The following is a 24,604-nucleotide window of genomic DNA, read 5'->3' on the forward strand; positions in this document are numbered from 1 at the left end:
GGTCAGATCGGCGAATTCATCAGAGATTGGGCGGCCGAATCCATGTAGTCGACGAGCGCGCGCCGGTGCTCATCGTCGAGTGTCTGCGAATCGATCTCGGCGATGGCGGTGTGCATGCAGCGCAGCCAGGCGTCGCGTTCGATCGGTCCGATCTTGTAGGGCACGTGCCGCATTCGCAGTCGAGGGTGTCCCCGCTCGTCGGAGTAGGTCCGCGGCCCGCCCCAGTATTGTTCGAGGAACATGCGCAGGCGTCGTTCCGCGGGGCGCAGGTCTTCTTCGGGATAGAGCGGCCGCAGGATCTCGTCCTTGGCGACCTCGGTGTAGAACGTCCGGATCAGCCGCTCGAAGGTGTCGGCGCCGCCGACCTCGTCATAGAACGACCGGGCCTGGGGTACTCGGGCGGGTTGCTGTGCACTCACACCACCAGTGTCCTCCACCCGAGTCTGGGCTCTCAAACCGTCGGCCTCATCCGGGCGGGGCGTGCGATGGCCGAAATGCCGGATGCGACTGTTCTCCCACCTGATTCCTGACAGGCGACCTGCACCAACACCTGAGAATTGGCGTGCAGGGGCACGGTCGGCGTGTTCCACTTGACGCGTCCGGTGCGCGCACACGGGAGGCGGTATGACACGCAAAGACCAGCGACACGTTCGCGATGTGTCGGTCGTGCATGGCGAAGCCAGGTCGGCCCGGGCCGTCCACCGGGGTACGGAACGAAAAGCCGCGTCGGCCGGGCAGGTGGAGGTGGCCGACGGCGGTCATCGCGCCGCGGGATTGTGGGGGCGGCGCCCGGTGCTGTTGCTCAACGCGACCTATGAACCACTCACCGCGATCACGCTGCACCGGGCGATCATCCTCATCCTGCGGGGGCGGGCAGTTGTGGTTCATGAGGCCGGCGGCGGCATGGCCGTTCATTCGGCGCAGACGTCGGTGCCGATCCCGACGGTGATCCGTCTGCGCACCTACGTTCGGGTGCCGTTCCGCGCGGTCGTTCCGATGACACGAGCCGCCCTGATGCACCGCGATCGGTTTCGCTGTGGGTACTGCGGAGCCAAGGCGACCACCATCGACCACGTCCTGCCCCGCAGTCGTGGAGGCGCCCATACCTGGGACAATTGCGTCGCATGTTGTGCCGGGTGTAACCATCGCAAGGCCGACCGGCTGCTCAGCGAGCTCGGGTGGGCACTGAACACGCCGCTCACCGCACCCAAGGGGCGGCATTGGCGATTGCTTGCGACGGTCAAGGAGATCGACCCGGCATGGGTGCAGTACATCGACGCCGGGGCCGCATGAGGCATCTACGACACGTCGTAGGCCCCACTGGGCCGCACCCCTGATGGTGGGCTAGATTGTTGAGGAAACCTAGGTGGTGCAGTGGTTTCGGCAACACGGGATGCCGATCGAAAGGATGTCATGGAAAGCACGATGACCGGTATCGGAGTCGTGGTCGCGGTCGTATGTATCGTCGCGGTGGTGATGTGCGTCGTCTCGATGGCGTTCTCGTCTGGACTCAAATACCCCAAGTTGGCGGAATACACCCTCGATCAGGAGTGGACCCACAAGCCGCTGCTGTTCAGTGCGACCGAGATCGAGCCGATGGCACTCCCGCATCACGCGGAACCGACCGATCTGGATGGAGGCTCGGCCAGTGGCAAATGGTGAACTGACTCAGGCAGGAGCCGCAGGCGTCGCCCCGGGTCGCGTCAAGCTCTCGCCCGCCACCGCACTTCCGATGGGGACCGTGATCACCAACAGTGGTCGCATCTCGTCGACCCGCTTCCCCGGACAGACTCCGGGTACGCCGCCGTTCTCGCAGCGCGATCTGATCGCGCTCGACGAGGCGCTGAAGGCAGCCAGTGAGAAGGCGCTCGTGCGATTCTCGGTCTACGTCGGTGAGCTCGGCGAAAATGCAGTCGGCGATGCCCGCGCCGTACTCGCCCAGTGCCCTGAACCGGCCAATGGGGCCCTCATCGCGGTGGCGCCGAACACCCATGATGTCGTCGTGGTCTCCGGGCTCCGGGTCGCCGATCGTGTCAACGACCGCGTCGCCCAGCTCGGTGTGACCGCAGCGATCGGTAGCTTCCGGTCGGGGCACCTCATCGACGGGCTCATCGCGGCCCTGCACGTCGTCGCCACGGCCGCAGTACCCTCTTGATCGTCCCAGTACCCTCTTGATCGTCCCAGTACCCTCTTGATCGTCCCAGTACCGTCCTGATTCGGGGAACCCCTCGTGGTCTCCCGACACTGATTCCCGAATGCGGGCTCGCAAGAGCCCGCATTCGGCGTTTCTGGGGGTTTGCAGGTGTCGCCCGCGACGAAGGCGCCCGCCGGGGTCACCGCGTGGGTGGTCCGACGGGCGCTTTCTGCTCCTGCTAGTGCTCGGCGTCGAACTTCTGTGCCCGCAACGATCGTTCGACCCCGGCGCGGCCTTCGATGATCAATCGTTTGAGGGCGGCGGGGTGGTCGGCGGCGAGGAACCCGTCGGCCGCGGCCAGTGCCGCCTCGGTGATCTCCCACGACGGATACAGACCCACGACCACGGTCTGGGCCACCTCGCTCGTGCGGCGCGACCACACTGCGGGCACCGCATCGAAGTACTTTTCCACGTAGTTGCCGAGCAGCGAATCCTGACCGGGCCGGGCGAAGCCCGCAACAACCGCGCGGGTGTAGATGTTCGACGCGGCGTCGTCGTCGACGGCCCGTACCCATGCGTCGGCCTTGGCCTCGGCGAGCGGGCGGGCGGCACGTGCGGTGGCGGCCTGACGGGCACCGGCCGCGGTGTTGTCCCGGTCCGCCTCGGCATCGATGACCGGGGTCGTGGAACCGGTGTCGATGGCGCCGGCAGTGGCCAGCGCGACCACGAGCTTCCACCGCAGATCGGTGTCGACGGCGAGACCGCTCAGGCCATGGGTGGCGGGATCGTCACCGTCGAGCAGGCCGCGTACCACGTCGATCTGGTCGTCGTTCAGCTTTCCGGCGAGCAGTGTGTTCACGAATGCCAGCTGGTGATCCGATCCGGATTCGGCGCCACGCGCGAGCTCGAGCAACCGCGCGGAGAAGGCGGGGCGCCCGGTGTGTTCGGCCCACGTCGGGTCGGCATAGGACTCGATCGCCGTGCCGGCCTGCAGCAGCACTCGCTGCACCACACCGATCTCGGTCTCGGCGGCGATACCGCGCTGTACCAGTTCGACGAAGTCGCGGGCGGCCATCTCGGTCTGCCGGGTCATCTCCCACGTCGCCGACCACACGAGTGTGCGGGGCATCGAGTCGCTGATGTCGGCGATGCGTTCGGTGGCGGTGGCCAGCGAATCCGGGTCCAGGCGTACCGAGGCATAGGTCAGGTCGTCGTCATTGATCAGCACGAGCTGCCCGCGCCCCACCCCGACCAGATCGACGACGTCGGTGCGCTCACCCTCGACGTCGAGTTCCACACTGTGTGAACGGATCAGCGCTCCCGAACCGTCGTCGCCGTAGACCCCGACGCGCAGCCGGTGCACGCGAGTCTCCCCGGCACCCGGTTGTGCACCGTCCTGGATGATGGTGAACCGGGTGAAGGTGCCGGAGTCGTCGACCTCGAAATCGGGACGCAACACGTTGATACCGGTGGTCTTGAGCCACTGGCCACCCCACTCCGACAGATCCCGGCCCGACGACTTCTCCAGTGCGGCAAGTAGATCGGCGAAGGTCGCATTGCCGAAGCGATGCGTGGCGAAGTAATCGCGCAGGCCGGCGAGGAAGTCGTCGAGCCCGACGTAGGCGACGAGTTGCTTGAGTACCGACGCGCCCTTGGCGTAGGTGATGCCGTCGAAGTTGACCTCGACCGCGGCGATGTCGGGAATGTCGGCGGCGACGGGGTGCGTCGAGGGCAACTGGTCCTGCCGGTAGGCCCACGACTTCTCGACGTTGGCGAAGGTGGTCCACGCGCTCGAGTACTCGGTGGCCTCCGCCTGGGCCAGCACCGACGCGAAGGTGGCGAAGGACTCGTTGAGCCACAGGTCATCCCACCACTTCATGGTGACGAGGTCGCCGAACCACATGTGCGCCATCTCGTGCAAGATGGTCTCGGCGCGGCGCTCATAGAGGTATTTGGTGACCCGGGACCGGAAGACGTAGTCCTCGAGAAAGGTGACCGCGCCCGCGTTCTCCATGGCACCGGCATTGAACTCCGGCACGAACAGCTGATCATATTTCCCGAACGCATACGGGAGTCCGAAGTTCTTGTGGTAGAAGGCGAATCCCTGTTTGGTCTCGGCGAACAGTCGCTCGGCATCCATGAATTCCCCGAGCGAGGCACGGCAGTAGATCCCCAGCGCAATGGTGCCGTGGTCGTCGGTGTAGGAGTCGGTCCACACCGCGTACGGCCCGGCGATCAGCGCTACGAGGTACGTGCTCATCGGCGGTGTCTCGCGGAAGCGATGGACACCGGGCTCGGCGGTGCCGTCGTCGACCACCGGACCGTTGGAGATGACCTTCCAGTCGGTCGGCGCGGTCACCGATATGGCGTAGGTCGCCTTCAGATCGGGTTGGTCGAAACACGCGAACATCCGCTTGGCGTCGGCCGTTTCGAACTGCGAGTACAGGTACACCGAGTCGTCGGTGGGGTCGACGAAGCGATGCAGACCCTCGCCGGTGTTGGAGTAGGCGCAGTCGGCGACCACTGTCAACGTGTTCTCGGCGCCGAGCGTGGACAGTGGGATACCGACGGATTCGTCGAAGTCCGACACGTCGAGTTCGGTGCCGTTGAGCGTGGCAGAGTGCAGCTGCGGGGCGACGAGGTCGATGAACGTCGACGATCCCGCGGTCGCGGTGAAGGTGACCGTCGATGTCGAACGGAAGGTGGTGGCGCCCGGTGCGCCGTTGCCGTCGGTGAGGTCGAGGTCGATGACGTAGCGGGTGACGTCGACGGTGGCGGCGCGCTCGCGGGCCTGATCACGGGTGAGGTTCGGGGCAGTCACAGCGGCCAGCTTAGCCGTGTTGGGCGAACCGGATCCGGGTCCGCGCGGGCACGGATGATGTGACGGTCCGGGTGCGGATGGAATGTCGCCGCGTGTGGTCGGGTTGAATCGACTGTGTCCCGGAGCGGGTCGGCGCGTGCCTGCCGCATCGCGGGAACCCCATGACGAGAAGGGATGCATGTATGTCGAAGGATCGTGTGGATTTCTGGTTCGACCCGCTGTGCCCGTGGTGCTGGATCACCTCGCGGTGGATTCTCGAGGTCGAGCAGGTACGCGACATCGAGGTGAACTTCCACATCATGAGTCTGGCCGTCCTCAACGAGGGACGCGACATTCCCGACGACTATCGGGAGAAGCTCAAGGAGGCGTGGAAGCCGGTGCGGGTGATCGCCGCCGCGGCGGCACAGAAGGGCGATGAGATCCTCTCGCCGATCTACACCGCCTTCGGCACCCGCATCCACAACCAGCAGGTCAAGGACTTCGGCGTCGTCGTCGCCGAATCGCTCGCCGAACTCGGTCTTGACCCGGAATTGGCGAAGGCCGCCGATTCGACGGAATTCGACGACGCGATCCGCGAGAGTCACCACCGCGGGATGGACAAGGTCGGCGACGACGTCGGCACCCCGACCATCCACATCAATGATGTGGCCTTCTTCGGGCCGGTGCTCTCGCGGATTCCGCGCGGCGAGACAGCCGGAAGTGTCTGGGACGGCGCGCTCGCGCTGGCCTCCTACCCGCACTTCTTCGAGCTCAAGCGTTCTCGCCACGAAGACCCCGAATTCGACTGAGGGGAAGATTGATTCGGGCGTGATGGCAGCGATCGCCGCCCGTCTCGATCGACACCGTCGGAGCCGCGGCCCCGTCCTCCCGTGGCCTGCCGCCGATGCCGCTCTCGGGCGTCGCGGGCAGGTTCACGTCGGGCCGGGGCCGGGCTCTATAGTGTCGGCATGCGCGTATACGTGGGTGGAGATCATGCCGGGTTCGAACTCAAGACGGCCATCGCCGAGCATCTGCAGGCCACCGGTCACGAGGTGATCGATTGCGGGGCACACGCCTACGACGCCGTCGACGACTATCCCGCGTTCTGCATCGCCGCCGCGGAAAAGGTGGTGGCAGATCCGGGCAGTCTCGGGATCGTGCTCGGCGGCAGCGGCAACGGCGAGCAGATCGCCGCCAACAAGGTGCCCGGTGCCCGCTGCGCCCTCGCCTGGAGTGTGGAGACCGCGCAGCTCGCCCGCCAGCACAACAACGCCCAGCTGATCGGAATCGGTGGCCGGATGCACACCACCGCGGCGGCTTTGGAGATCGTCGACGCGTTTCTCGCCGCACAGTGGTCGGAGGAGCCGAGGCATCAGCGGCGCATCGACATTCTGTCCGAATTCGAAGAGACCGGTGTGGCCCCCGCCGTACCGGAGGCGTGACTCGTCACGTTCGGTGTTGATCGAACGCGTGGCACACGATGCCTGAGGGCCACACCTTGCACCGGCTCGCGCGCCGGCAGCAGAAGTGTTTCGGCGGCCGAGAGGTCCGTGTGTCGAGTCCACAGGGCCGTTTTGCCGCGGGCGCGACCGTCGTCGACGGCATGGAGTTCCATCGTGCAGAGGCGTGGGGCAAGCATTTGATCCAGCGCTACCGGGATGGCGCGCGCCAACAGATCGTCCATGTGCATCTGGGTCTCTACGGCGGATTCACCGAACTGCCGGTGCCGATGGGGGAGCCGATCGGTCAGGTGCGGATGCGGATCGTCGGCGACGAGGTGGGCATGGATCTGCGGGGCCCGACCGCGTGCGAACTCTACACACCTGCCGAGCTCGATGACCTCGTCGCCCGGCTCGGTCCCGATCCGCTACGTCGCGGCGCCGACCCGGAACGCGCATGGCAGGCGATTCATCGTTCTGCCCGGCCCATCGGCGCGCTGCTGATGGATCAGAAGGTGATCGCGGGTGTGGGCAACGTCTACCGTGCCGAAGTATTGTTCCGGGCACGCCTCGATCCGCTGCGGGCCGGACGTGGCGTAGGCCGAGCGGCCTTCGACGAACTGTGGACCGATCTCGTGACGTTGATGCGAATCGGGGTGCGCCGCAGGCGCATTCACGTGGTGCGGGTCGAGGACGACTACGGTCCGGGCTCATATGCGCCCGACCGCCCGCGCACCTACGTCTACCGACGTACCGGCGAACCGTGCCGAATCTGTGGTACCCCCATCGCCATGGCCGAGATGGCTGGACGAAATCTGTACTGGTGCCCCAACTGTCAGCGGTGAGCGCCCAGGCGATGAATGAGGATGTAGTGGACGAGTCTGTGGCTCAGCGTGATTCGTGACGTTGGGCCATGACGAGCAGCTCGTCGCGCTGGGGTCCGGTCGACATCTGTGCGATGCGATCATAGAGGCGACGGTGACTGGGTCCGGGGAAGAGAAAACGTTCACGCAAACGTGCGAACGACATGGGTACCGCTTCTTTCATACTTCTGGGAGTAGTTGATCGTTGATTACGGAATCAACCCCATCCATTGTTCGCGTTACGACAGTGTAAATCAATCTGGTTCCCGGTGATCCTGGTAACCCCGCGGACTACGACATGCGGGCCGCGAACGCGTGACCGGCCCGGTCACGACGGACTCTCAGAGTATGTTCAGGCGACTGCGCAGCGCTTCTCATCGGAGACGATGACGATGGATTCATGAGCGTCGACTGCGAGAGCGGCATCGGGCCCACGGTCACCCACGACCCCGACAGGTCCGCTGAGATGGGGGCGGGGCCGCGCGTGCGCGTGTTGGTGGTCGGCGGCACCGGCGAGTCCTTCGACGGCGACACCCGCCGCGAGGTCACCGGGCTGCTTGCCGGGGTCACCGGCGCGCTCGACGATCGGTTCTTGCCGCAATGGGTGGGATATCCCGCCAGTTATGGCCCGGCTCCGCATGTCTCGGGAATGAGTTTCGCCGATAGCGTCGACGCGGGCGTACGGCGAGTGTCCGCAGCGCTCGCCGAGACAGCTGGGCCGGTCATGATGGTCGGGTATTCACAAGGCGCGGTGGTGATCCGGCGCGCGCTCGCCGAACTACCGGCGTCATCGACCGCACAAATCCTGGCCGTCGGGTTCGTCGCCGACCCGCATCAGCCGCCAGATGCGGTAGCCGGATGTCACGGGTGGGGTGTGGCCGGGCCCGGTCCCGTGCTGCCGCCCGGTTTGCCTGCTCGATGGGTTGGCACCCCGGCGGACATGATCTGTAACGCCGCGCAGGACTCATTCGTCCGCGACATCGCCGATCTCACCCGGGCCCTGACGTTGGCGGCGCCGCGTCGATGGATGACAACGATCTGGAAGGTACTGCGCGACAACTCTTTCCAGAATGCCGACGTGACCTCTGTCAGGCCGGCGCAGTGGCGGCGGGACGTGGCGCGGTTGGCATCGGCATGGTGTGAGGTACGGGGCTATCTGCCGCCGGTCATCACCTGGCGCGGTATGGCCTTCGGCAACTCCATCGGTGGTAGGCACACCGCCTACCACGACGAACCGTACCGGCGGGACTCGGTGACCGATCCCTGTACCACAGGTTGTGAGTCACTGGCCCGCTGGATGCAGGTACAGGTGACCTTCACGCTCGGCGGCGTACCGAACTGAGGAAGTGGGTTCTCCCCGCGAGAGCACAGCAAAAAGGGCCGGCCCCCGCGGGGCCGGCCCTTGTTTGCTGTGCTCAGTGGATGCGAACGTCAGTCGCAGTCAGTTGCCGTCGTACTGGCCGCCGACGGTGCCGGTGACCACGATCGGGGTGCCCTGGCCGACGGTGTCATAGACCCACTTGCCGTTCTCGGTGCTCACATTGATGCAGCCGTGGCTGACGTCGCTCTTGCCCTGTTGCTGGACCGACCACGGCGCGGCGTGGATGAAGATCCCGTCACCCGACATCCGGGTCGCGTACTCGACGTAGGTGCGGTAACCCTCCGGCGAGTTGACCGGCACACCGTAGGTGGAGGAGTCCATGTACATGTCACGGTACTTCTCCCGGGTGTGGTAGACGCCGTTGGGAGTCGGATGCTCGTTGGTGCCCATCGAGATCGGCATCGACTTGACGAACTTGCCGTCGTTCCACCAGTAGATGGTGTGATTCGAGTCCTGCGCGAGGGCGACCCAGCCGGTGGGAGTCGCCACGTTCGGCTTGGCCGGCACGCCGGGGGTCTCCGGGGTGGTGGTGGCCGGCGGCGGAGGCGGTGTGGTCGGCGCAGGCGGCGTGGTGGTCGGCGGTGTCGGGAGGCCGGGGATCGAGGGCACCTCGACGGGCGGGAGTCCGGGGACGACCGTGATCGGGGCCGCCTGGGCCAAGCCGGGTAGGGCAAGCGCCACGGCGAGTACACCGAGTACGACGGCCACGAGGCGGCCCATGCCGCGTCGACGACGAGGTGAGTTGGTGGTGTTCAGCACGGAAGTTGAAACCTTTGCTTGTGGGACATCCGAGCGCTCCCCCGAGGGCGCCGAACCATCGTTACACAACTGTTGCCGCGGGCCCAAGACGTAGCGCGGCCTTGGCGCCTATGACGGTCTTGTATCGGCGATCCGTCATCTGAAAACCAAAGGTGAGAGTCACGCCGACGGAAAGTGTGATTGCGGTCACACTCGGGTACCTGTATGCGTCAACCGGTACGAATGATCAGCTCACGACGGGCGGTCACCGGCCGGGTGCGATGCCGGTCTCGTGTCAGGCGGGCTGAAGATGTTCGGTGTGCAGATGCCGCGACGGTTCGGAGCACCCCTCGTCGCGGCAGACGAGCGTGGTGTCGACCCGGCGACTGCCGCTCGAACTCTCGGTGACGTCCTTGCGGACATGCAGATTCGCCCCGCACGAGGGGCACTTGCGCCGGCTCTTGAGATAACTGGAAGGCATGGCCCAAGCCTACGCGTGAAGTGGCACAGATCACATCGATGGCTGCGGGCCACGCAGCGCCGCGACGGACTTGGGCCGGTGCGGTCCTGCGAGTCGAACAGCCGCGGGGATCTGCCGCCGGTGGCGCTTCCGGTTCGCGCGCGCGACGTAGACTGCGCCCGCCTCGCGTGCCCGGAAGTTCATGTCGTCGGGAGCATGCAGGAGCCAGAACACGACGGCGAGGGTGGCGGCGACGATCAGCACGATCAACACGGATTTCTCCTCTGGTCTGGTGGAACCCCCGGCGGTCGGGGGATACCGAAGACGCTATTGAGGACTTCTGCCCAGGTCAGCGGCCTGTGGGCGGAACTTTGCCGACCGCCCGGGGGCTGAGGCGGAATCCGACCAGGGGTGGATGTGCGACCCGTGCCGCGGGGATAGAATCGACGAATGCGCTGGTTGGAGGCGCACTACCGCCACGCCCTGGACATGTTCGGGTTCGAGTACCCGACGAGCTACATGCTGATCGCCGACCTCGGCGTGTTCACGCTTTGTGTGGCTGCGGTCGCGCAGCGCGTGCTCGCGGGTCCGTCCGGTCTCGACTGGGTGTGGATCTCCTCAGCAGTTGTCGCGGCCCTCGTGCCGCACGGGGCGTGCCTGTACGTGGGCTGGAAGCCACGGATTCTCGGGGTGACGGCGTTCACCATCGCAGCGGTCGTCTTGTTCTGGCAGGTTCCCGTCAAGGTGGATGTGGCCACTCTGTTGCTGCCGCTGGCGGCGACGATCATCGCTGCGGCGGCGACCCGGCGCAATGCGGTGATCTCCACCGCAGCTCTGGCGGCGACCGCCTTCGGCGGCAGCGTCGCCGGGGTCATCGCACAGGGCTGGCTGGTCGTCCTCATGGTCGGCTTCGGCGGCGTGGTCGGGTACCTCCTGCAAAAGCAGCTACTTCTGCTGCGCTCCGAGCGGCTCGCGCAGACGCAGCAGATGGCCTTGGATCGGGCAGCGATCGCCGGTGAGGTCCACGATGTGCTCGCGCACTCGCTGAGCATCATGATGCTGAACGTCACCGCCGCGCGTCGGGCGTTGCGGGAACACCAGGACCTGCCCGAAGCCGCCGAGGCGCTCGAGGACGCCGAACAGGTGGGGCGCTCGGCGATGCAGGATGTGCGCCGCACCATCGAACTGCTGCGTTCCACCGACGCGACGGCACCGACCACACCGCAACCAGGCCTCGCCGATCTCCCTGAACTGATCGACGGATTTCGGCGTGCGGGCGTCGACGTCGACGAGGCGGTCGAGCCGGGCCGGGTCAGTGCCGGAACCGGATTGGCGGTGTATCGCGTCGTGCAGGAATCACTGTCGAACGCGAGCAGGCATGCCGCCGGTTCGTCGGTGAGCGTGTCGGTATACCCGGAGTCCGCTGATGTGCTGGCCGTGCGGATCAGCAACGGCGTGACCGTCGGTACCGGTCGTGGCGGCGGAGGTTCCGGTCTGGCCGGGATGGCCTCGCGGGTCGAGCATTGCGGCGGGACGTTCCGCGCGCAGATCGTCGACGGACAATGGCGGGTGGAGGCGTTCTTTCCGATCGGTGCACGCGCAAGGCACACCACCGACACCGCGTCTGCGGTGGAGCCTGAAGCCGTTGGATTCCACAGTGGCACAGATGGACTCGGCCCCAGGGTGTCGGTGTCCGACGGTCCCTCCGTAGCTGGTTCGGTATGACGACCGGCGTCGCTCTGGTCGACGACCAAGATCTGGTGCGTGCTGGTCTGCGCAGAATCCTTCGCCCCCGGGACGGATTCGAGGTGGTCGCCGAGTGCTCCGACGGTGACGAGGTCGTCGATATGGTGGCCTCGAACCGGCCCGACGTGGTGGTCATGGATCTGCGCATGCGGCGGGTCGGGGGAGTGGAGGCCATCCGTCGCCTCGCCCGCACCACATCGCCGGACCGGTCGCCACCGCCGGTCCTCGTGCTCACCACCTTCCGTGACGAACAGTTGCTCTCTGCGGCGCTACGAGCGGGCGCGGCCGGCTTCGTGCTCAAGGATTCGCCCGCCGAAGAACTGATCCGGGCGGTCCGCCTCATCGCCCAGGGCGATGCGGTTCTCGATCCGGCCGTGACCGCGCATGTACTCGACACCTACCGGAGTGCACCGGCACCGATATCGGCGCAGGATGGCGACCACGACTGCCTGACCTCACGCGAACTGACCGTGCTCGCGCTCGTCGGGCGCGGGCTCTCCAACGACGAAATCGCGGCCGAACTGGTGATCTCGGTGGTCACCGTGAAAAGCCACATCGGAAAGATATTCACCAAGCTCGGCGTGCGCGACCGCGCTGCCGCCGTCATCTACGCCTTCGATCACCGGATCGTCGAGCCTCGCGTGTGAGGCGGCGGCCGGCACGAATGGCTGCGGGTCGGTGATCGAGAATGATGCTGTTGACTGCCACGGCGTCTGATTGACACGGCGTCTGATTGCCACTGCGTCTGATTGTCACTGCGGGGTCGAGTGATCTTCTCGCACAAATGAATAGAAGCCGAAGCGGCCGGTGTCGACTCTGAGTGAGTCGGTGTGGACGCTTGCTGCGTTCAGCGCTATTCGTGCGTTCCGGGCTGTTCGTGCGTTCCGGGTTGTTACAGCGCCGGCCGCGTCCGGTGACGGTACAGCGCGAACATCGCAAGCCACACGGTCGCGACGGCCACCGCTTCCATCACCCGGTTGCCGACAAACATGCCGACGAGAGCGATCGTGACGAGCGGTTCATGTGTCCGATTCTATCGAGTTGCGACATCAGGTGAAGTGGGTCCTCGCGGCGTCGAACTTGTCGGCGGTGGGGAAGCCGAGCCGGGCTCGCCGATCGCAACCGAGGTTGCGCGGTTGCCCGAAAGAAAAAGGCCAGAGGGTGAAAATGCCCTCTGACCTGCGGAGCGGGTGACGGGAATCGAACCCGCGTAGCTAGTTTGGAAGACTAGGGCTCTACCATTGAGCTACACCCGCGTGCGCTCGCGTGGTGCCCGGATGATCCGCCGGCCGCCGTGGTGCGCGGATGAGACTGTACCTGCTCGGGGCGCCGGAACCGAAATCGCCCCGGCGGATACGCGTCGGGAGCACGAGTGGTGGCGGGCGTGCGGCGGACCGGGTTTCCCTCCGGCGTGCACCGACCCGTAACATCATCGGTCGGTCCTGTACGCGCGCATCCTTCGGTCGGTGATGTGCCGCGCTGCCGGGTCACGGGATGTGGCGCAGCTTGGTAGCGCATCCGCTTTGGGAGCGGAGGGTCGCAGGTTCGAATCCTGTCATCCCGACTATCACCGGCCTGACCCAACAGGACGGGTCGAGACGCTCAAGGCGTCCGTCGGCGTCCGCAACGCAGAAATAGGAGCATCGAAGCGTGAAGAGCACCGTCGAGCAGCTGAGCCCCACCCGGGTGAAGCTCCACGTGGAAGTACCGTTCGAGGAGCTCTCGGGCGATTTCGATCAGGCCTACCGGGTACTCGCCCAGCAGGTCCGCATCCCCGGATTCCGCCCGGGCAAGGCCCCCGCCAAGCTGATCGAGGCGCGCGTGGGCCGGGATTCGATCCTCGGTCAGGTCGTCAACGACGCATTGCCGGGCAAATACAGCCAGGCGGTCGCCGAGACCGAGACCAAGGCGATCGGGCAGCCCGAGATCGACCTGGAAGAGCTCAAGTACGGCGAGACCATCACGTTCTCCGCGGAGGTCGATGTCCGGCCGGAGCTCGACCTGCCCGACTACTCGACCCTGTCGGTAGAGGTCGAGCCGCTGGTCGACGACGCCGCGGCGGTCGACGAACAGGTCGAGAGCCTGCGTGCCCGCTTCGGCACCCTGGTCGGGGTCGATCGCGCGGCCCGCGACGGTGACATGGTCTCCATCGACCTGTCGGCCACCGTCGACGGCGAGGCCGTCGACGAGGCGTCGACCGAAGGTCTCTCGCACGAGGTCGGCTCCGGCGACCTGATCGACGGACTCGATGAGACTCTCGTCGGGCTCAAGGCCGGCGCGTCGAAAGTCTTCACCACCGAACTCGTCGCCGGCGATCATGCCGGCCAAGAGGCACAGGTCTCGGTCACCGTGAATTCGGTCAAGGAGCGCGAGCTACCCGAGTTCGACGATGAGTTCGCGCAGATGGCCAGCGAGTTCGACACCGTCGACGAGCTGCGCGAGTCCCTCGTGCAGCGGGTTGAGCAGTCCAAGAAGCTCGACCAGGCCAACAAGATTCGCGATGCCGTGCTCGACGAGCTGCTCGAGAAGGTCGAGATCCCGCTGCCGGAAAATGCCGTGCAGGGAGAGGTCGATGGTCAACTCGAGCAGGTTCTGCACAGCATCGGACACGACGAGGCCGTCTTCGCTCAGTTGCTCGAGGCGCAGGGCACCACTCGGGAAGCCTTCGAGGCCGACGCCCGCGAGGGTGCCGAGAAGTCCGTGCGTACGCAGCTGCTCCTCGATGCGATCGCCGATCAGCGCGAGACCCAGGTCGGCCAGGACGAGCTGACCCAGCAGATCCTGTTCTCCGCGCAGCGATACGGCATGGCTCCGCAGGAGTTCATCCAGCAGCTGACCCAGGCGAACCAGGTCGGTGCGGTCTACGCCGACGTGCGGCGGAACAAGGCGCTCGCCGAAATCGTCAAAGAGGTCACCGTCACCGACACCGACGGCAACACCGTCGACCTCACCGAGTTCTTCGGCGACCCCGACGCCGTCGACAGTGCCGAGAGCAATGACGACGCTGCGGACGTGAAGGGCGACGACGCCTGATCTTCACGTTTCGTAACAGCCGGATTCCAGTGATGGTGTCCGGCTGTTCGCGTCTGTGACTTGTCGCTGCGGATGTTCTGCTGTGAGCGAAGTAGGGCACCGGTGGGAGTGTCTCGGGGCGCGCATTGGTTAGTGTCGGTGACGACGCCGCACCGCTGACGCCGTTCGGCGATCCGAGACAAGCGCCGCCACCCGACTGCACAGAATGGACGAGCAACAAACCACGACGTGCGTGTCGATCAGACCGGCACGAGTCAGACCGGGGTTGCCCCGGGACCGGCACCATCCAGACAGGTACCACACCGACAGGTAAAGGCAGGAATCGTGAGCAAGCCGATGATCCACACCCCTTCGATGAGCTCAGGAGTCGCCGGGCTGAATCTCACCGATTCGGTGTTCGAGCGACTGCTGCGCGAGCGCATCATCTTCCTCGGCACGCAGGTCGACGACGACATCGCCAATCGGCTGTGCGCGCAGATCCTGCTGCTGGCCGCCGAGGATCCGACCAAGGACATCCACCTCTACATCAACTCGCCCGGCGGATCGGTGACCGCGGGCATGGCCATCTTCGACACCATGCAGCTCGCGGAATGTGACGTTGCGACCTATGCGATGGGTATGGCCGCGTCGATGGGCCAGTTCCTCCTGGCAGCCGGCGCCAAGAACAAGCGCCATGCGCTGCCACACTCGCGCATCATGATGCACCAGCCGTCGGCGGGAATCGGTGGAACCGCGGCCGACATCGCCATCCAGGCAGAGCAGTTCGCGGCGACCAAGAAGGAGATGAATCGGCTCAATGCCGAGTTCAGTGGTCAGCCGCTGGAGAAGATCGAGGCCGACGCCGATCGCGACAAGTGGTTCACCGCAGACGAGGCCAAAGCGTACGGGCTGGTCGATCACGTGATCACCCGGCCCGTGGCCAAGCCCTGACCCGGTTCCGCCCAGACCATTCGTCGTATCCCAACCTCACGGAGCAGACCATGACCAACATCTCCACCCCGGACGCACTGCCCGCCGATGTGGCTGCGGGAATCCCCGCTGCTGCGCTCGCCCTGAAAGCCATCGAGGCGCGCTACATCCTGCCCCAGTTCATCGAGCACACCCCCAACGGGCAACGGCAGTACGACCCGTACGCCAAGCTGTTCGAGGAGCGGATCGTCTTCGTCGGTACGCCCATCGATCAGACCGTCGCCAACGATGTGATGGCGCAATTGCTCGTCCTCGAGTCGCAGGACCCCGATCGCGACATCACCATGTACGTCAATTCGCCCGGCGGCAGCGTCCCCGACATGCTCGCCATCTACGACACGATGCAGTACGTGCACTGTGACATCGTGACCGTATGCCTCGGCGAGGCGGCCTCGGCAGCGGCGATCCTGCTCGCCGGGGGTACCCCGGGAAAGCGCGCCGCACTCCCGAACGCCACGATCCTGATCCATCAGCCGCGTACCGGTGGGGCCTACCAGGGTCAGGTCTCCGACCTCGAGATCCAGGCGGCCGAAATCGAGCGCATCCGCGGCCTGCTCGACGAGATCCTCGCCTCGCATACCGGGCAATCGGCCGAGAAGATCCGTGAGGACACCGACCGCGACAACATTCTCACCGCCGATGCCGCCAAGGAATACGGCATCATCGACGAGGTGTTCGAGTACCGCAAGAAGTCCATGAAGAAGTGAGTCAGCAGCACTGAGTCGGCCGCAGTCTGCACCGGGGCACGAGAGGTCGGTCGAGGTGGTCGCCGGCATCGGCCGGCGACCGGGGAATGTGACATTCTCACGCGACATTTGCCCCAAGCGGTCGAAGTAACGAGCAGGCGCGGGTACCGTCGGGAGGGCGAACGTTGGTGGCGCTCGAGTACGAACCCGAGCCCTCCGGGTGGCCACGACCGTCCGCGCCGCGCCTGTCTCCCGTCGCCGCCGATCTGGTGGCGGCGGCATCGAGCAGCCACGCAACATCGAGGAAGTAGGTACAGCACACGATGGCACGAATCGGAGACGGTGGCGATCTGCTGAAGTGCTCCTTCTGCGGAAAGAGTCAGAAGCAGGTCAAGAAGCTCATCGCCGGTCCCGGCGTGTACATCTGCGACGAGTGCATCGACCTGTGCAACGAGATCATCGAGGAAGAGCTCGCCGAGAACGGCGACGTCAAGCTCGATGAACTACCCAAGCCGGCCGAGATCAAAGAGTTCCTCGAGAACTACGTCATCGGCCAGGACACGGCCAAGCGCACGCTCGCAGTGGCGGTCTACAACCACTACAAGCGCATTCAGGCGGGGGAGAAGAAGGAAGCCCGCAGCGGTGAGATCGTCGAGCTGATGAAATCCAACATCCTCATGCTCGGTCCGACCGGTTGTGGCAAGACCTATCTCGCCCAGACACTCGCGAAGATGCTGAATGTTCCGTTCGCAATTGCCGACGCGACGGCGCTGACCGAAGCCGGATACGTCGGTGAGGATGTCGAGAACATTCTGCTGAAGCTGATCCAGGCCGCCGACTACGACGTCAAGCGCGCCGAGACCGGCATCATCTACATCGACGAGGTGGACAAGATCGCCCGCAAGAGCGAGAACCCGTCGATCACCCGGGACGTCTCCGGTGAGGGTGTGCAGCAGGCGCTGCTGAAGATCCTCGAGGGAACCCAGGCGTCGGTGCCCCCGCAGGGTGGCCGCAAGCATCCGCATCAGGAGTTCATCCAGATCGACACGACGAACGTGTTGTTCATCGTCGCGGGTGCGTTCGCCGGTTTAGAGAAGGTGATCTCGGAACGAATCGGTAAGCGCGGCATAGGTTTCGGCAACGAGGTCGCGTCGAAGAACGAGGTGGACACCACCGATCATTTCTCCTCGGTGATGCCCGAGGATCTCATCAAGTTCGGTTTGATCCCGGAGTTCATCGGTCGGTTGCCGATCATTGCGTCGGTGACCAACCTCGACAAGGAATCGTTGGTCTCGATCCTGTCGGCGCCGAAGAACGCGCTGGTGAAGCAGTACACCAAGCTGTTCGAGATGGACAACGTCGAACTCGAGTTCAGTGCGGATGCGCTCGAGGCGATCGCCGATCAGGCGATCCACCGCGGCACCGGTGCGCGCGGGCTGCGGGCGATCATGGAAGAGGTGCTGTTGCCGGTGATGTACGACATCCCGAGCCGCACCGATGTCGAGAAGGTCGTCGTCACCGCCGAGACCGTCAACGACAACGTGCTGCCGACGATCGTGCCGCGGGCCGACAGCGACGACGAACGGCGCGACAAGACGGCCTGAGTCCCGACGCCGGTACGCCCGGCCCAATCGGTAGAAGTTCACCACTCCCGCCCGGTCGGTCACGACCGGGCGGGAGTGGTGTGTTCCGGCCATCGGCCGGAGGTGTGCCCGGCGGGCCGACGGTCGAATACTTGTTGTGCGACACCGGTATCGGCGATCTCGGCACGCGGCAAGTGGTCATCACCCACACTGGAGCCATGACTGCGCAGACGAGCGATCGACATCTGGCCGGATTGGTGCTCGCGGGAGGACGATCCCGGCGAATGGGCCACAACAAGGCGGCGATGGACTGGGAAGGACAGCCGATGCTGGCGCGCATCGTCGAGACCCTCAACGGTTCCTGCGACAGCGGTGTCTTCGTCGCCGCGAGCACCGCCTCACCTGCCTATCAGGAGTTGTACGGCACAGGTGGCCCGCCGGCGCAGTGGGTAACCGGGGAACAGCAGGGCGCAGGCCCGCTCGGCGGGCTTGCCGAGGGCCTCGCGACAGCGCGCGATCACGGCGCGACGCTGGTGTTCGTCTGCGCCACCGACATGCCACTGATCGCACCCGGACTGATCGAGGAGCTCCTGGTGGGCATGACCGAGTCGGCCGACGCGGTGGTTGCCCGTGACGCCGAGCGCGATCATCCGATGGCGGGGATCTACCGCGTCGGGTCCGCAGCGAAGGTGGAAGCTCTGCTGGAGACCGGCGAGCGTCGCATGACCGCCGCTCTCGACGCGTTGATCACCCGTCGGATCACCGTGTCCGACCCGTCGTGGCTGATCAATGTCAACGCACCGGAGGACCTCCATCGGCTGCGCACCCTCGCGCGGCGCTGAACCTTCACACCCGGACGAGCCGGCCGGCTGCGGCGCGGTGACCGTCTAGCGCGCGGTGGGCGCAGGAGCGTGCGGGGCGTTCCCTAAGATTGGGGGGTGACCACACCCGATTCCTCCCGCGAGCTGCCGAAGTCCTGGGATCCCGCCGAGCATGAGGCCGCGCTGTACCGGCAATGGGTGGACGCAGGCTATTTCACCGCGGACGCGGCCAGTGACAAGCCGCCGTTCTCGATCGTGATCCCGCCGCCCAACGTCAACGGGTCCCTGCACATGGGGCACGCCTATGAGCATGTCCTGATGGACGCGTTGTCGCGTCGCCGCCGGATGCAGGGCTATGAGGTGCTGTGGTTGCCCGGGATGGACCACGCGGCGATTGCGATGCAGACGATGGTCGAGCGCAAACTCGCCGCCGAAGGGCTGACCCGCGACGACCTCGGCCGCGAGGCATTCATCGAGCGCGTCTGGGCCGAGAAGGCCGAGATCGGCGGCAACATCGGCGAACAGATGCGCCGCCTCGGCGACAGCGTGGATTGGAGCCGGGAACGCTTCACGATGGACGCAGGCCTCTCGCGTGCCGTGCAGACGATGTTCAAGAAGATGTACGACGACGGGCTGATCTATCAGGCCGAGCGTCTGGTGAACTGGTCGCCGGTCCTCAAGACGGCGGTGAGCGACATCGAGGTCAGTTACGCCGACGTCGAGGGTGAGCTGGTGAGCTTCCGCTATGGCTCGCTCGACGATTCGCAGCCGCATATCGTGGTCGCCACCACCCGGCTGGAGACGATGCTCGGCGACACCGCGATCGCTGTGCACCCTGGCGATGAGCGGTACGCACATCTGATCGGCACCGAACTGGCGCATCCGTTCGTCGAGCGGACGATACCGGTCATCGCCGATGACTACGTCGACCCCGAATTCGGCAGTGGCGCAGTCAAGATCACGCCGGCCCACGATCCCAATGACTTCGCGATCGGACAGCGGCACGATCTCGCGATGCCGACGATCCTGGACGAGGAGGCCCGGATCGTCGGCACCGGAACCCAATTCGACGGCATGGGCCGCTTCGAGGCGCGCGTCAAGGTGCGAGAGGCGCTGGCCGGTCAAGGGCGCATCGTCAAAGAGATCCGCCCATATCTGCACAGCGTCGGGCATTCCGAGCGGACCGGCGAGCCCATCGAACCGCGGTTGTCGATGCAGTGGTGGGTCGATGTCGCACCGCTGGCGAAGTCGGCCGGGGACGCGGTACGCGATGGTTCAACCGTCATCCACCCCACGTCCATGGAGCCGCGGTGGTTCGGCTGGGTCGATGACATGCACGACTGGTGTATCTCGCGCCAGTTGTGGTGGGGCCACCGGATTCCGATCTGGTACGGCCCCGAGGGCGAGGTCGTGTGCGTGGGCCCCGACGAGGAGGTGCCCGCCGGCTACCGACAGGAAACCGACGTCCTCGACACCTGGTTCTCCTCGGGTTTGTGGCCGTTCTCCACACTGGGATGGCCGGAACAGACCGATGATCTCGAGAAGTTCTATCCCACTTCGGTTCTCGTCACCGGCTACGACATCCTGTTCTTCTGGGTGGCGCGGATGATGATGTTCGGCACCTACGCAGGCACCGAGATGGGTGCGGATCGCCGTGTGCCCTTCCGGAATCTGTTCCTGCACGGTCTGGTCCGCGACGAGCACGGACGCAAGATGAGCAAGTCCAAGGGCAACGGCATCGACCCGCTCGAGTGGGTGGAGCGCTTCGGTGCCGACGCGTTACGTTTCACGCTCGCGCGTGGTGCGAATCCGGGTAGCGACATCTCGGTCGGTGAGGATCATGCGCAGTCCTCGCGGAATTTCGCGACCAAACTCTTCAACGCCACCAAGTTCGCACTGATGAACGGTGCAGCAGTCGGTGAACTGCCTGATCCGGCGGAACTCACTGCCGCCGATCGTTGGATCCTGTCGCGGCTCGAGGAGGTGCTCGCCGAGGTCGACGCCGGCTTCGAGTCCTACGAGTTCGCCAAGGCATGCGAAGCGCTCTATCACTTCGCCTGGGACGAGTTCTGCGACTGGTATCTCGAACTGGCCAAGGTTCAGTTTGCCGGTGGCGATGAACGGCGTTCGCACACAACAGGTCTGGTCCTCGGTGCGGTCCTGGATCCACTGCTGCGCGCGTTGTCGCCCGTGATGCCCTTCGTGACCGAGGTGCTGTGGAGGGCGGTGACCGGCGGTGAGTCGCTGGTGATTGCGCAGTGGCCGACGCCTGCGGGTCGCCGCGCCGACCCCGAAGCCGCGGCGACCATCGAGGACCTGCAGAAACTCATCACCGAGGTGCGGCGTTTCCGCAGTGACCAGGGCCTCAAGCCGGGCCAGAAGGTGCCCGTTCGGTTTGCGCACCTCGAGGAGTCCGGTCTGACGCCGCTGACGCCCTACATCGCGGCGCTGGCCCGGCTGGATGAGCCGGAGGCGGGATTCGCGGCGACGGCCACCGTCGAGGTCCGGTTGCGGGCCACGACGGTGGAGGTACAGATCGACACGTCCGGGACCGTGGACGTCGCGGCCGAACGCAAACGGGTGGCCAAGGATCTCGCGGCCGCCGAGAAAGAGCTGGCCCAGACCACCGCCAAGTTGGGCAATGACCAGTTCCTCTCGAAGGCCCCTGACCACGTCGTGGCCAAGATTCGTCAGCGGAGCACGATCGCAGCCGAAGAGGTCGCCCGGCTGCAGGCCAAACAGGATTCGCTGGGAGCGTCATGAGCCGCCGCGACGACGATGATCGGGTTGACGATGCCGTCGAGGGCGCCGACGACGAGCCGATCTTCACGGCAGCCGATTTCGCCGGTTGGGAGGACTCGGGTCCCATCGAGCCGGGTGATCTCGAGCCCGGTGATCTCGGGCCAGGGGACATCGAGCCCGACCGGATGGACCTCGCGTCGCTGCTGAGAGACGACGAGGAGACCGCGACCGATGCGCGGGACCGGGCTCCGCTGACCGCCGGCGACAGCGCGGCGGATCTGGCCGAACTCGCCGAGGTCGAGGCCGAACTCGACACCCGATGGCCCGAGACGAAGATCGAACCATCACTGACCCGGATCTCGGCGCTGATGGATCTGCTCGGGTCCCCGCAGCACGCCTATCCGGCGATTCATGTCGCAGGCACCAACGGCAAGACGTCGGTGACCCGGATGATCGACGCGCTGCTCATCGCCCTGCACCGGCGTACCGGGCGTATCACCAGCCCGCACCTGCAGCGCGTCACCGAGCGTATTGCGGTTGACGGACAACCGATCTCGGCTCGCACCTACATCGAGACCTACCGTGATCTGGAGCCGTACATCACGATGGTCGACGATTCGTCGACAGCCGTGGAGGGGCCACGGATGAGCAAGTTCGAGGTGCTCACCGCGATCGCGTATGCGCATTTCGCCGAGGCGCCCATCGATGTGGCCGTCGTCGAGACCGGAATGGGCGGCCGCTGGGATGCCACCAATGTCGTCGACGGCGTGGTCGCGGTGATCACGCCCATCGCCATGGATCACGCGGACTTCCTCGGTGATTCGCTGGCTGCGATCGCCGGGGAGAAGGCCGGAATCATCAAGCGTGCCGCAGAGGACCTGGTTCAGACCGACCCGGTCACCGTCATCGCCCCGCAGCAGCCCGAGGTGCTGGAGGTGCTGCTTCGCGAGACCGTCGAGAAGGGCACGATCGTGGCCCGGCAGAACTCGGAGTTCGCGGTACTCGAGGCAGCCACCGCCGTCGGGGGACAGATGCTGCGGATCCAAGGTCTCGGCGGGGTGTACGAGGAGGTGTTCCTGCCGCTCCACGGCGAACATCAGGCCGCCAACGCCGCGTTGGCGCTGGCGGCGGTCGAGGCGTTCTTCGGTGCCGGACCCGACCGGCAACTCGACATCGACGCCGTCCGTGCGGGTTTCGCGGCGGCGTCGAGCCCGGGACGGCTCGAGCGGGTGCGTAGCGCGCCGAGCGTGTTCGTCGACGCCGCGCACAATCCGCACGGTGCTCATGCTCTTGCCCATGCGCTGGCCGATCAGTTCGATTTCCGGCGTCTGGTCGGGGTGGTCGGTGTCCTCGGCGACAAGGACGCCGAGGGGGTACTCGCCGCGCTCGAGCCGATTCTCGATCAGATCGTGGTCACCAACAACGGGTCTCCGCGCGCACTCGATACCGAGGACCTCGCCGAGATCGCGCGGGAGGTGTTCGGGGAGGACCGGGTTCTGGTCGAACCGTTCTTGCCCGACGCGGTCGCCGCAGCGATCGGGCTCGCCGAGGAATCCGACGGCGAGCCGGTGTCCGGCGCGGGCGTGATCATCACCGGATCGGTGGTCACCGCCGGTGCCGGCCGAACCCTCTTCGGCAAGGAGCCCGCATGAGCGAACACCCTGGGTTCACCGCCCCGGCCACCGACCCGTGGCGCGGTCTGCGTGGAGTGATGGCCGGCACGCTGATCCTCGAGGTCATCGTCATGGTGCTGACCTTTCCGGTGGTGGCGAAGATCGGTCCGGGTCTGACCTGGGTGTCGGGCATCTATCTCGCGGTGGTGACCGTCTTGCTCATCCTGGCGAGCGGAATGCAGCGCCGGGCGCGTGCGCTCGAGCTCGACATCGGGTTGCAGGTGCTCGTGATCATCGGCGGGCTGTTCCACTGGTCGATCGCGATCGTCGGCCTGTTGTTCTTGTTCGTATGGCTCTACATCCGTTACGTCCGCAACGATGTCGCGCGCCGCATCCGCGAGGGACGCCTGGCCGGCCAGGAACCGATCGATCCGTCATAGTTCGCGCCGATTTGGCCGTAATGCCGGAATCGGTTGCTGTGCAGAGGCTTTCGCCCTTTGAATTGGGTATCGTCGGTGGCTTGTGTCAGTGATGAGAGGAAGAGTCGCCGGTGAGTGAGTTGACCTATCCGCAAGCCATCGTGATGGGTTTGCTGCAGGGCGTGACCGAATTGTTTCCGGTGTCGAGCCTGGGGCATTCGATCCTGGTTCCGGCGTGGCTTGGCGGCAGCTGGGAACAACTGGTAACCGAGTCCGACAGCGCCGGGCACACACCGTTTCTCGCCTTCGTCGTGGCGCTGCACGTGGCCACCGCTGTCGCGCTGGTCCTGTTCTACTGGCGGGACTGGGTCCACATCGTCGGCGGGTTCGTCTCGTCGGTGCGTCGACGGCGCATCGATGATGATTCCGCTCGGCTCGCATGGCTCATCATCGCGGCGACCATCCCGGTCGGGGTCGTCGGCCTCCTCGCCGAGAAACCGTTGCGTGTGGTGTTCGCCAATCCGCTCGCCGCGTCGATCTTCCTGTTCCTGAACGGGCTGGTGCTGGCCACCGCCGAGCTCTTGCGCCGCCGATCGGCCACCGGGCGGCACGCGCGGCGACGTCCCGACACAGACCGTCCGATGGCGGCGTTGGGAGTGGGGGAGGCGGTCGGCATCGGTGCGTGCCAGATCCTTGCGTTGCTGCCGGGGATCTCTCGATCGGGCGTCACGATCTCGGGTGGCCTGCTACGCCGATTGGCCCACGAGGACGCCGCGAAGTTCGCGTTCCTGCTCGCCACCCCGGTGATCCTCGCGGCCGGGTTGCTCAAGATTCCCGAGTTGTTCGGGCCGGCGGGACAGGGGATCGGTGGTCAGGTACTCGTCGGCTCGGTATGCGCTTTTGCCGCAGCATTCGCCGCCGTCGCGTTTCTGGCGCGCTGGTTTCACACCCGCACGCTGTATCCGTTCGTCGCGTACTGCGTCGTCGCCGGAGCGATCAGCATCGTCCACTTCGCCTGAACCATCGGTCTCGAGACCCACGTCGTCGTTCCCGTTCTGCCCGGGCTGTGCCGGTGTGGTCCGTTCAGCCGACGATCGGTGCGCAATCGTGACCTGAGCAGGTTGTTGTCGGCGGTGCCGGTCTTGCAGAATTACGCGAAGTCGCGCCGGGGCCGCGA

The 24,604-nt window shown here is 65.7% G+C and carries 23 protein-coding genes and 2 tRNA genes; 19 read left to right on the forward strand and 6 right to left on the reverse strand.

Going from position 1 to position 24,604, the window contains the following annotated elements:
- Window positions 1-2: 2 nt before the first annotated feature.
- Window positions 3-419, reverse strand: a complete 417-nt coding sequence (locus tag ACLQ3C_RS02375) for a globin (protein ID WP_425703080.1) — start codon at window positions 417-419, stop codon at window positions 3-5.
- A 205-nt stretch (window positions 420-624) separates the two neighbouring features.
- Here ACLQ3C_RS02375 and ACLQ3C_RS02380 point away from each other — a divergent pair, with 205 nt between their 5' ends.
- The 3 genes from ACLQ3C_RS02380 (at window position 625) to ACLQ3C_RS02390 (ending at window position 2,155) form a co-directional block, all read left to right on the forward strand.
- A complete protein-coding gene (locus tag ACLQ3C_RS02380; protein WP_425703082.1) occupies window positions 625-1,293 on the forward strand; it encodes an HNH endonuclease in 669 nt (222 codons plus the stop codon).
- Between the two features lie 132 nt (window positions 1,294-1,425).
- On the forward strand, window positions 1,426-1,662 hold the full coding sequence (locus ACLQ3C_RS02385; RefSeq protein ID WP_425703083.1) for a hypothetical protein: 237 nt from the start codon (window positions 1,426-1,428) through the stop codon (window positions 1,660-1,662).
- Window positions 1,649-2,155, forward strand: coding sequence for a DUF5130 domain-containing protein (locus ACLQ3C_RS02390; RefSeq protein ID WP_425703085.1), 507 nt, complete (start codon window positions 1,649-1,651; stop codon window positions 2,153-2,155). The genes ACLQ3C_RS02385 and ACLQ3C_RS02390 overlap by 14 nt, the downstream gene beginning before the upstream one ends.
- 217 nt (window positions 2,156-2,372) lie before the next feature.
- Here ACLQ3C_RS02390 and pepN read toward each other — a convergent pair whose 3' ends face one another.
- The gene (gene pepN, locus ACLQ3C_RS02395) at window positions 2,373-4,955 is read right to left on the reverse strand and encodes an aminopeptidase N (RefSeq protein ID WP_425703087.1); all 2,583 of its coding nucleotides are present in this window, start codon (window positions 4,953-4,955) and stop codon (window positions 2,373-2,375) included.
- 182 nt (window positions 4,956-5,137) lie between these two features.
- On the opposite strand from pepN, the gene ACLQ3C_RS02400 reads away from it, so the two are divergent.
- The 4 genes from ACLQ3C_RS02400 (at window position 5,138) to ACLQ3C_RS02415 (ending at window position 8,578) form a co-directional block, all read left to right on the forward strand.
- Window positions 5,138-5,743 carry a DsbA family oxidoreductase gene (locus ACLQ3C_RS02400; protein WP_425703089.1) on the forward strand — a complete coding sequence of 202 codons (606 nt, stop codon included), beginning with the start codon at window positions 5,138-5,140 and terminating at the stop codon, window positions 5,741-5,743.
- A 159-nt stretch (window positions 5,744-5,902) separates the two neighbouring features.
- Complete coding sequence (locus ACLQ3C_RS02405) at window positions 5,903-6,376, forward strand: ribose-5-phosphate isomerase (RefSeq protein WP_425703091.1); 474 nt, start codon at window positions 5,903-5,905, stop codon at window positions 6,374-6,376.
- Between the two features lie 38 nt (window positions 6,377-6,414).
- Window positions 6,415-7,218 carry an Fpg/Nei family DNA glycosylase gene (locus ACLQ3C_RS02410; protein ID WP_425703093.1) on the forward strand — a complete coding sequence of 268 codons (804 nt, stop codon included), beginning with the start codon at window positions 6,415-6,417 and terminating at the stop codon, window positions 7,216-7,218.
- Between the two features lie 484 nt (window positions 7,219-7,702).
- Window positions 7,703-8,578: a PE-PPE domain-containing protein gene (locus ACLQ3C_RS02415; protein ID WP_425703521.1), complete on the forward strand. Its 876-nt coding sequence runs from the start codon at window positions 7,703-7,705 to the stop codon at window positions 8,576-8,578.
- Between the two features lie 99 nt (window positions 8,579-8,677).
- Here ACLQ3C_RS02415 and ACLQ3C_RS02420 read toward each other — a convergent pair whose 3' ends face one another.
- The 3 genes from ACLQ3C_RS02420 to ACLQ3C_RS02430 form a co-directional block, all read right to left on the reverse strand.
- On the reverse strand, window positions 8,678-9,376 hold the full coding sequence (locus tag ACLQ3C_RS02420) for a L,D-transpeptidase (RefSeq protein WP_425703095.1): 699 nt from the start codon (window positions 9,374-9,376) through the stop codon (window positions 8,678-8,680).
- A 274-nt stretch (window positions 9,377-9,650) separates the two neighbouring features.
- Window positions 9,651-9,836, reverse strand: coding sequence for a hypothetical protein (locus ACLQ3C_RS02425; protein ID WP_425703097.1), 186 nt, complete (start codon window positions 9,834-9,836; stop codon window positions 9,651-9,653).
- A 30-nt stretch (window positions 9,837-9,866) separates the two neighbouring features.
- Window positions 9,867-10,088, reverse strand: coding sequence for a hypothetical protein (locus ACLQ3C_RS02430; protein ID WP_425703099.1), 222 nt, complete (start codon window positions 10,086-10,088; stop codon window positions 9,867-9,869).
- A 177-nt stretch (window positions 10,089-10,265) separates the two neighbouring features.
- Here ACLQ3C_RS02430 and ACLQ3C_RS02435 point away from each other — a divergent pair, with 177 nt between their 5' ends.
- Window positions 10,266-11,540, forward strand: a complete 1,275-nt coding sequence (locus ACLQ3C_RS02435) for a sensor histidine kinase (RefSeq protein ID WP_425703101.1) — start codon at window positions 10,266-10,268, stop codon at window positions 11,538-11,540.
- Window positions 11,537-12,208 carry a response regulator transcription factor gene (locus ACLQ3C_RS02440; protein ID WP_425703103.1) on the forward strand — a complete coding sequence of 224 codons (672 nt, stop codon included), beginning with the start codon at window positions 11,537-11,539 and terminating at the stop codon, window positions 12,206-12,208. The genes ACLQ3C_RS02435 and ACLQ3C_RS02440 overlap by 4 nt, the downstream gene beginning before the upstream one ends.
- A gap of 538 nt (window positions 12,209-12,746) precedes the next feature.
- On the opposite strand, the gene ACLQ3C_RS02445 is transcribed toward ACLQ3C_RS02440, so the two are convergent.
- Window positions 12,747-12,817 (reverse strand) — tRNA-Gly (locus tag ACLQ3C_RS02445).
- Between the two features lie 234 nt (window positions 12,818-13,051).
- On the opposite strand from ACLQ3C_RS02445, the gene ACLQ3C_RS02450 reads away from it, so the two are divergent.
- The 10 genes from ACLQ3C_RS02450 to ACLQ3C_RS02495 all read left to right on the forward strand — a co-directional run bounded on the left by ACLQ3C_RS02450 (window position 13,052) and on the right by ACLQ3C_RS02495 (window position 24,446).
- A tRNA-Pro gene (locus ACLQ3C_RS02450) sits at window positions 13,052-13,125 on the forward strand.
- An 86-nt stretch (window positions 13,126-13,211) separates the two neighbouring features.
- On the forward strand, window positions 13,212-14,594 hold the full coding sequence (gene tig, locus ACLQ3C_RS02455; RefSeq protein WP_425703105.1) for a trigger factor: 1,383 nt from the start codon (window positions 13,212-13,214) through the stop codon (window positions 14,592-14,594).
- A 324-nt stretch (window positions 14,595-14,918) separates the two neighbouring features.
- Window positions 14,919-15,524, forward strand: coding sequence for an ATP-dependent Clp protease proteolytic subunit (locus tag ACLQ3C_RS02460; RefSeq protein WP_425703107.1), 606 nt, complete (start codon window positions 14,919-14,921; stop codon window positions 15,522-15,524).
- Between the two features lie 50 nt (window positions 15,525-15,574).
- Window positions 15,575-16,270: an ATP-dependent Clp protease proteolytic subunit gene (locus tag ACLQ3C_RS02465; RefSeq protein WP_425703109.1), complete on the forward strand. Its 696-nt coding sequence runs from the start codon at window positions 15,575-15,577 to the stop codon at window positions 16,268-16,270.
- A 302-nt stretch (window positions 16,271-16,572) separates the two neighbouring features.
- Window positions 16,573-17,853: an ATP-dependent Clp protease ATP-binding subunit ClpX gene (gene clpX, locus ACLQ3C_RS02470; RefSeq protein ID WP_425703111.1), complete on the forward strand. Its 1,281-nt coding sequence runs from the start codon at window positions 16,573-16,575 to the stop codon at window positions 17,851-17,853.
- Window positions 17,854-18,050: 197 nt separating this feature from the next.
- The gene (locus tag ACLQ3C_RS02475; protein ID WP_425703113.1) at window positions 18,051-18,674 is read left to right on the forward strand and encodes a molybdenum cofactor guanylyltransferase; all 624 of its coding nucleotides are present in this window, start codon (window positions 18,051-18,053) and stop codon (window positions 18,672-18,674) included.
- A 96-nt stretch (window positions 18,675-18,770) separates the two neighbouring features.
- Complete coding sequence (locus ACLQ3C_RS02480) at window positions 18,771-21,416, forward strand: valine--tRNA ligase (RefSeq protein WP_425703115.1); 2,646 nt, start codon at window positions 18,771-18,773, stop codon at window positions 21,414-21,416.
- Window positions 21,417-21,580: 164 nt separating this feature from the next.
- Entirely contained in the window at window positions 21,581-23,047 is a 1,467-nt protein-coding gene (gene folC / locus ACLQ3C_RS02485; RefSeq protein ID WP_425703523.1) for a bifunctional tetrahydrofolate synthase/dihydrofolate synthase, read from the forward strand.
- The gene (locus tag ACLQ3C_RS02490; RefSeq protein ID WP_425703117.1) at window positions 23,044-23,448 is read left to right on the forward strand and encodes a DUF4233 domain-containing protein; all 405 of its coding nucleotides are present in this window, start codon (window positions 23,044-23,046) and stop codon (window positions 23,446-23,448) included. Before folC ends, ACLQ3C_RS02490 begins: the two co-directional genes overlap by 4 nt.
- Before the next feature lie 110 nt (window positions 23,449-23,558).
- The gene (locus tag ACLQ3C_RS02495; protein WP_425703119.1) at window positions 23,559-24,446 is read left to right on the forward strand and encodes an undecaprenyl-diphosphate phosphatase; all 888 of its coding nucleotides are present in this window, start codon (window positions 23,559-23,561) and stop codon (window positions 24,444-24,446) included.
- The last annotated feature ends 158 nt before the right edge of the window (window positions 24,447-24,604 follow it).

It is taken from the genome of Gordonia sp. DT30, assembly GCF_049844915.1.
In the GTDB taxonomy this organism is placed as follows: domain Bacteria; phylum Actinomycetota; class Actinomycetes; order Mycobacteriales; family Mycobacteriaceae; genus Gordonia.

Excerpts from the sequence above, each read along its gene's own strand:
- ACLQ3C_RS02415 (WP_425703521.1), top strand. The coding sequence starts at position 7,703 with ATGGGGGCGGGGCCGCGCGTGCGCGTGTTGGTGGTCGGCGGCACCGGC.
- clpX (WP_425703111.1), top strand. The coding sequence starts at position 16,573 with ATGGCACGAATCGGAGACGGTGGCGATCTGCTGAAGTGCTCCTTCTGC.
- ACLQ3C_RS02405 (WP_425703091.1), top strand. The coding sequence starts at position 5,903 with ATGCGCGTATACGTGGGTGGAGATCATGCCGGGTTCGAACTCAAGACG.
- ACLQ3C_RS02440 (WP_425703103.1), top strand. The coding sequence starts at position 11,537 with ATGACGACCGGCGTCGCTCTGGTCGACGACCAAGATCTGGTGCGTGCT.
- ACLQ3C_RS02410 (WP_425703093.1), top strand. The coding sequence starts at position 6,415 with ATGCCTGAGGGCCACACCTTGCACCGGCTCGCGCGCCGGCAGCAGAAG.
- folC (WP_425703523.1), top strand. The coding sequence starts at position 21,581 with ATGGACCTCGCGTCGCTGCTGAGAGACGACGAGGAGACCGCGACCGAT.
- ACLQ3C_RS02380 (WP_425703082.1), top strand. The coding sequence starts at position 625 with ATGACACGCAAAGACCAGCGACACGTTCGCGATGTGTCGGTCGTGCAT.
- ACLQ3C_RS02465 (WP_425703109.1), top strand. The coding sequence starts at position 15,575 with ATGACCAACATCTCCACCCCGGACGCACTGCCCGCCGATGTGGCTGCG.
- ACLQ3C_RS02400 (WP_425703089.1), top strand. The coding sequence starts at position 5,138 with ATGTCGAAGGATCGTGTGGATTTCTGGTTCGACCCGCTGTGCCCGTGG.
- ACLQ3C_RS02475 (WP_425703113.1), top strand. The coding sequence starts at position 18,051 with ATGACTGCGCAGACGAGCGATCGACATCTGGCCGGATTGGTGCTCGCG.
- ACLQ3C_RS02435 (WP_425703101.1), top strand. The coding sequence starts at position 10,266 with ATGCGCTGGTTGGAGGCGCACTACCGCCACGCCCTGGACATGTTCGGG.
- ACLQ3C_RS02490 (WP_425703117.1), top strand. The coding sequence starts at position 23,044 with ATGAGCGAACACCCTGGGTTCACCGCCCCGGCCACCGACCCGTGGCGC.
- ACLQ3C_RS02385 (WP_425703083.1), top strand. The coding sequence starts at position 1,426 with ATGACCGGTATCGGAGTCGTGGTCGCGGTCGTATGTATCGTCGCGGTG.
- ACLQ3C_RS02425 (WP_425703097.1), bottom strand. The coding sequence starts at position 9,836 with ATGCCTTCCAGTTATCTCAAGAGCCGGCGCAAGTGCCCCTCGTGCGGG.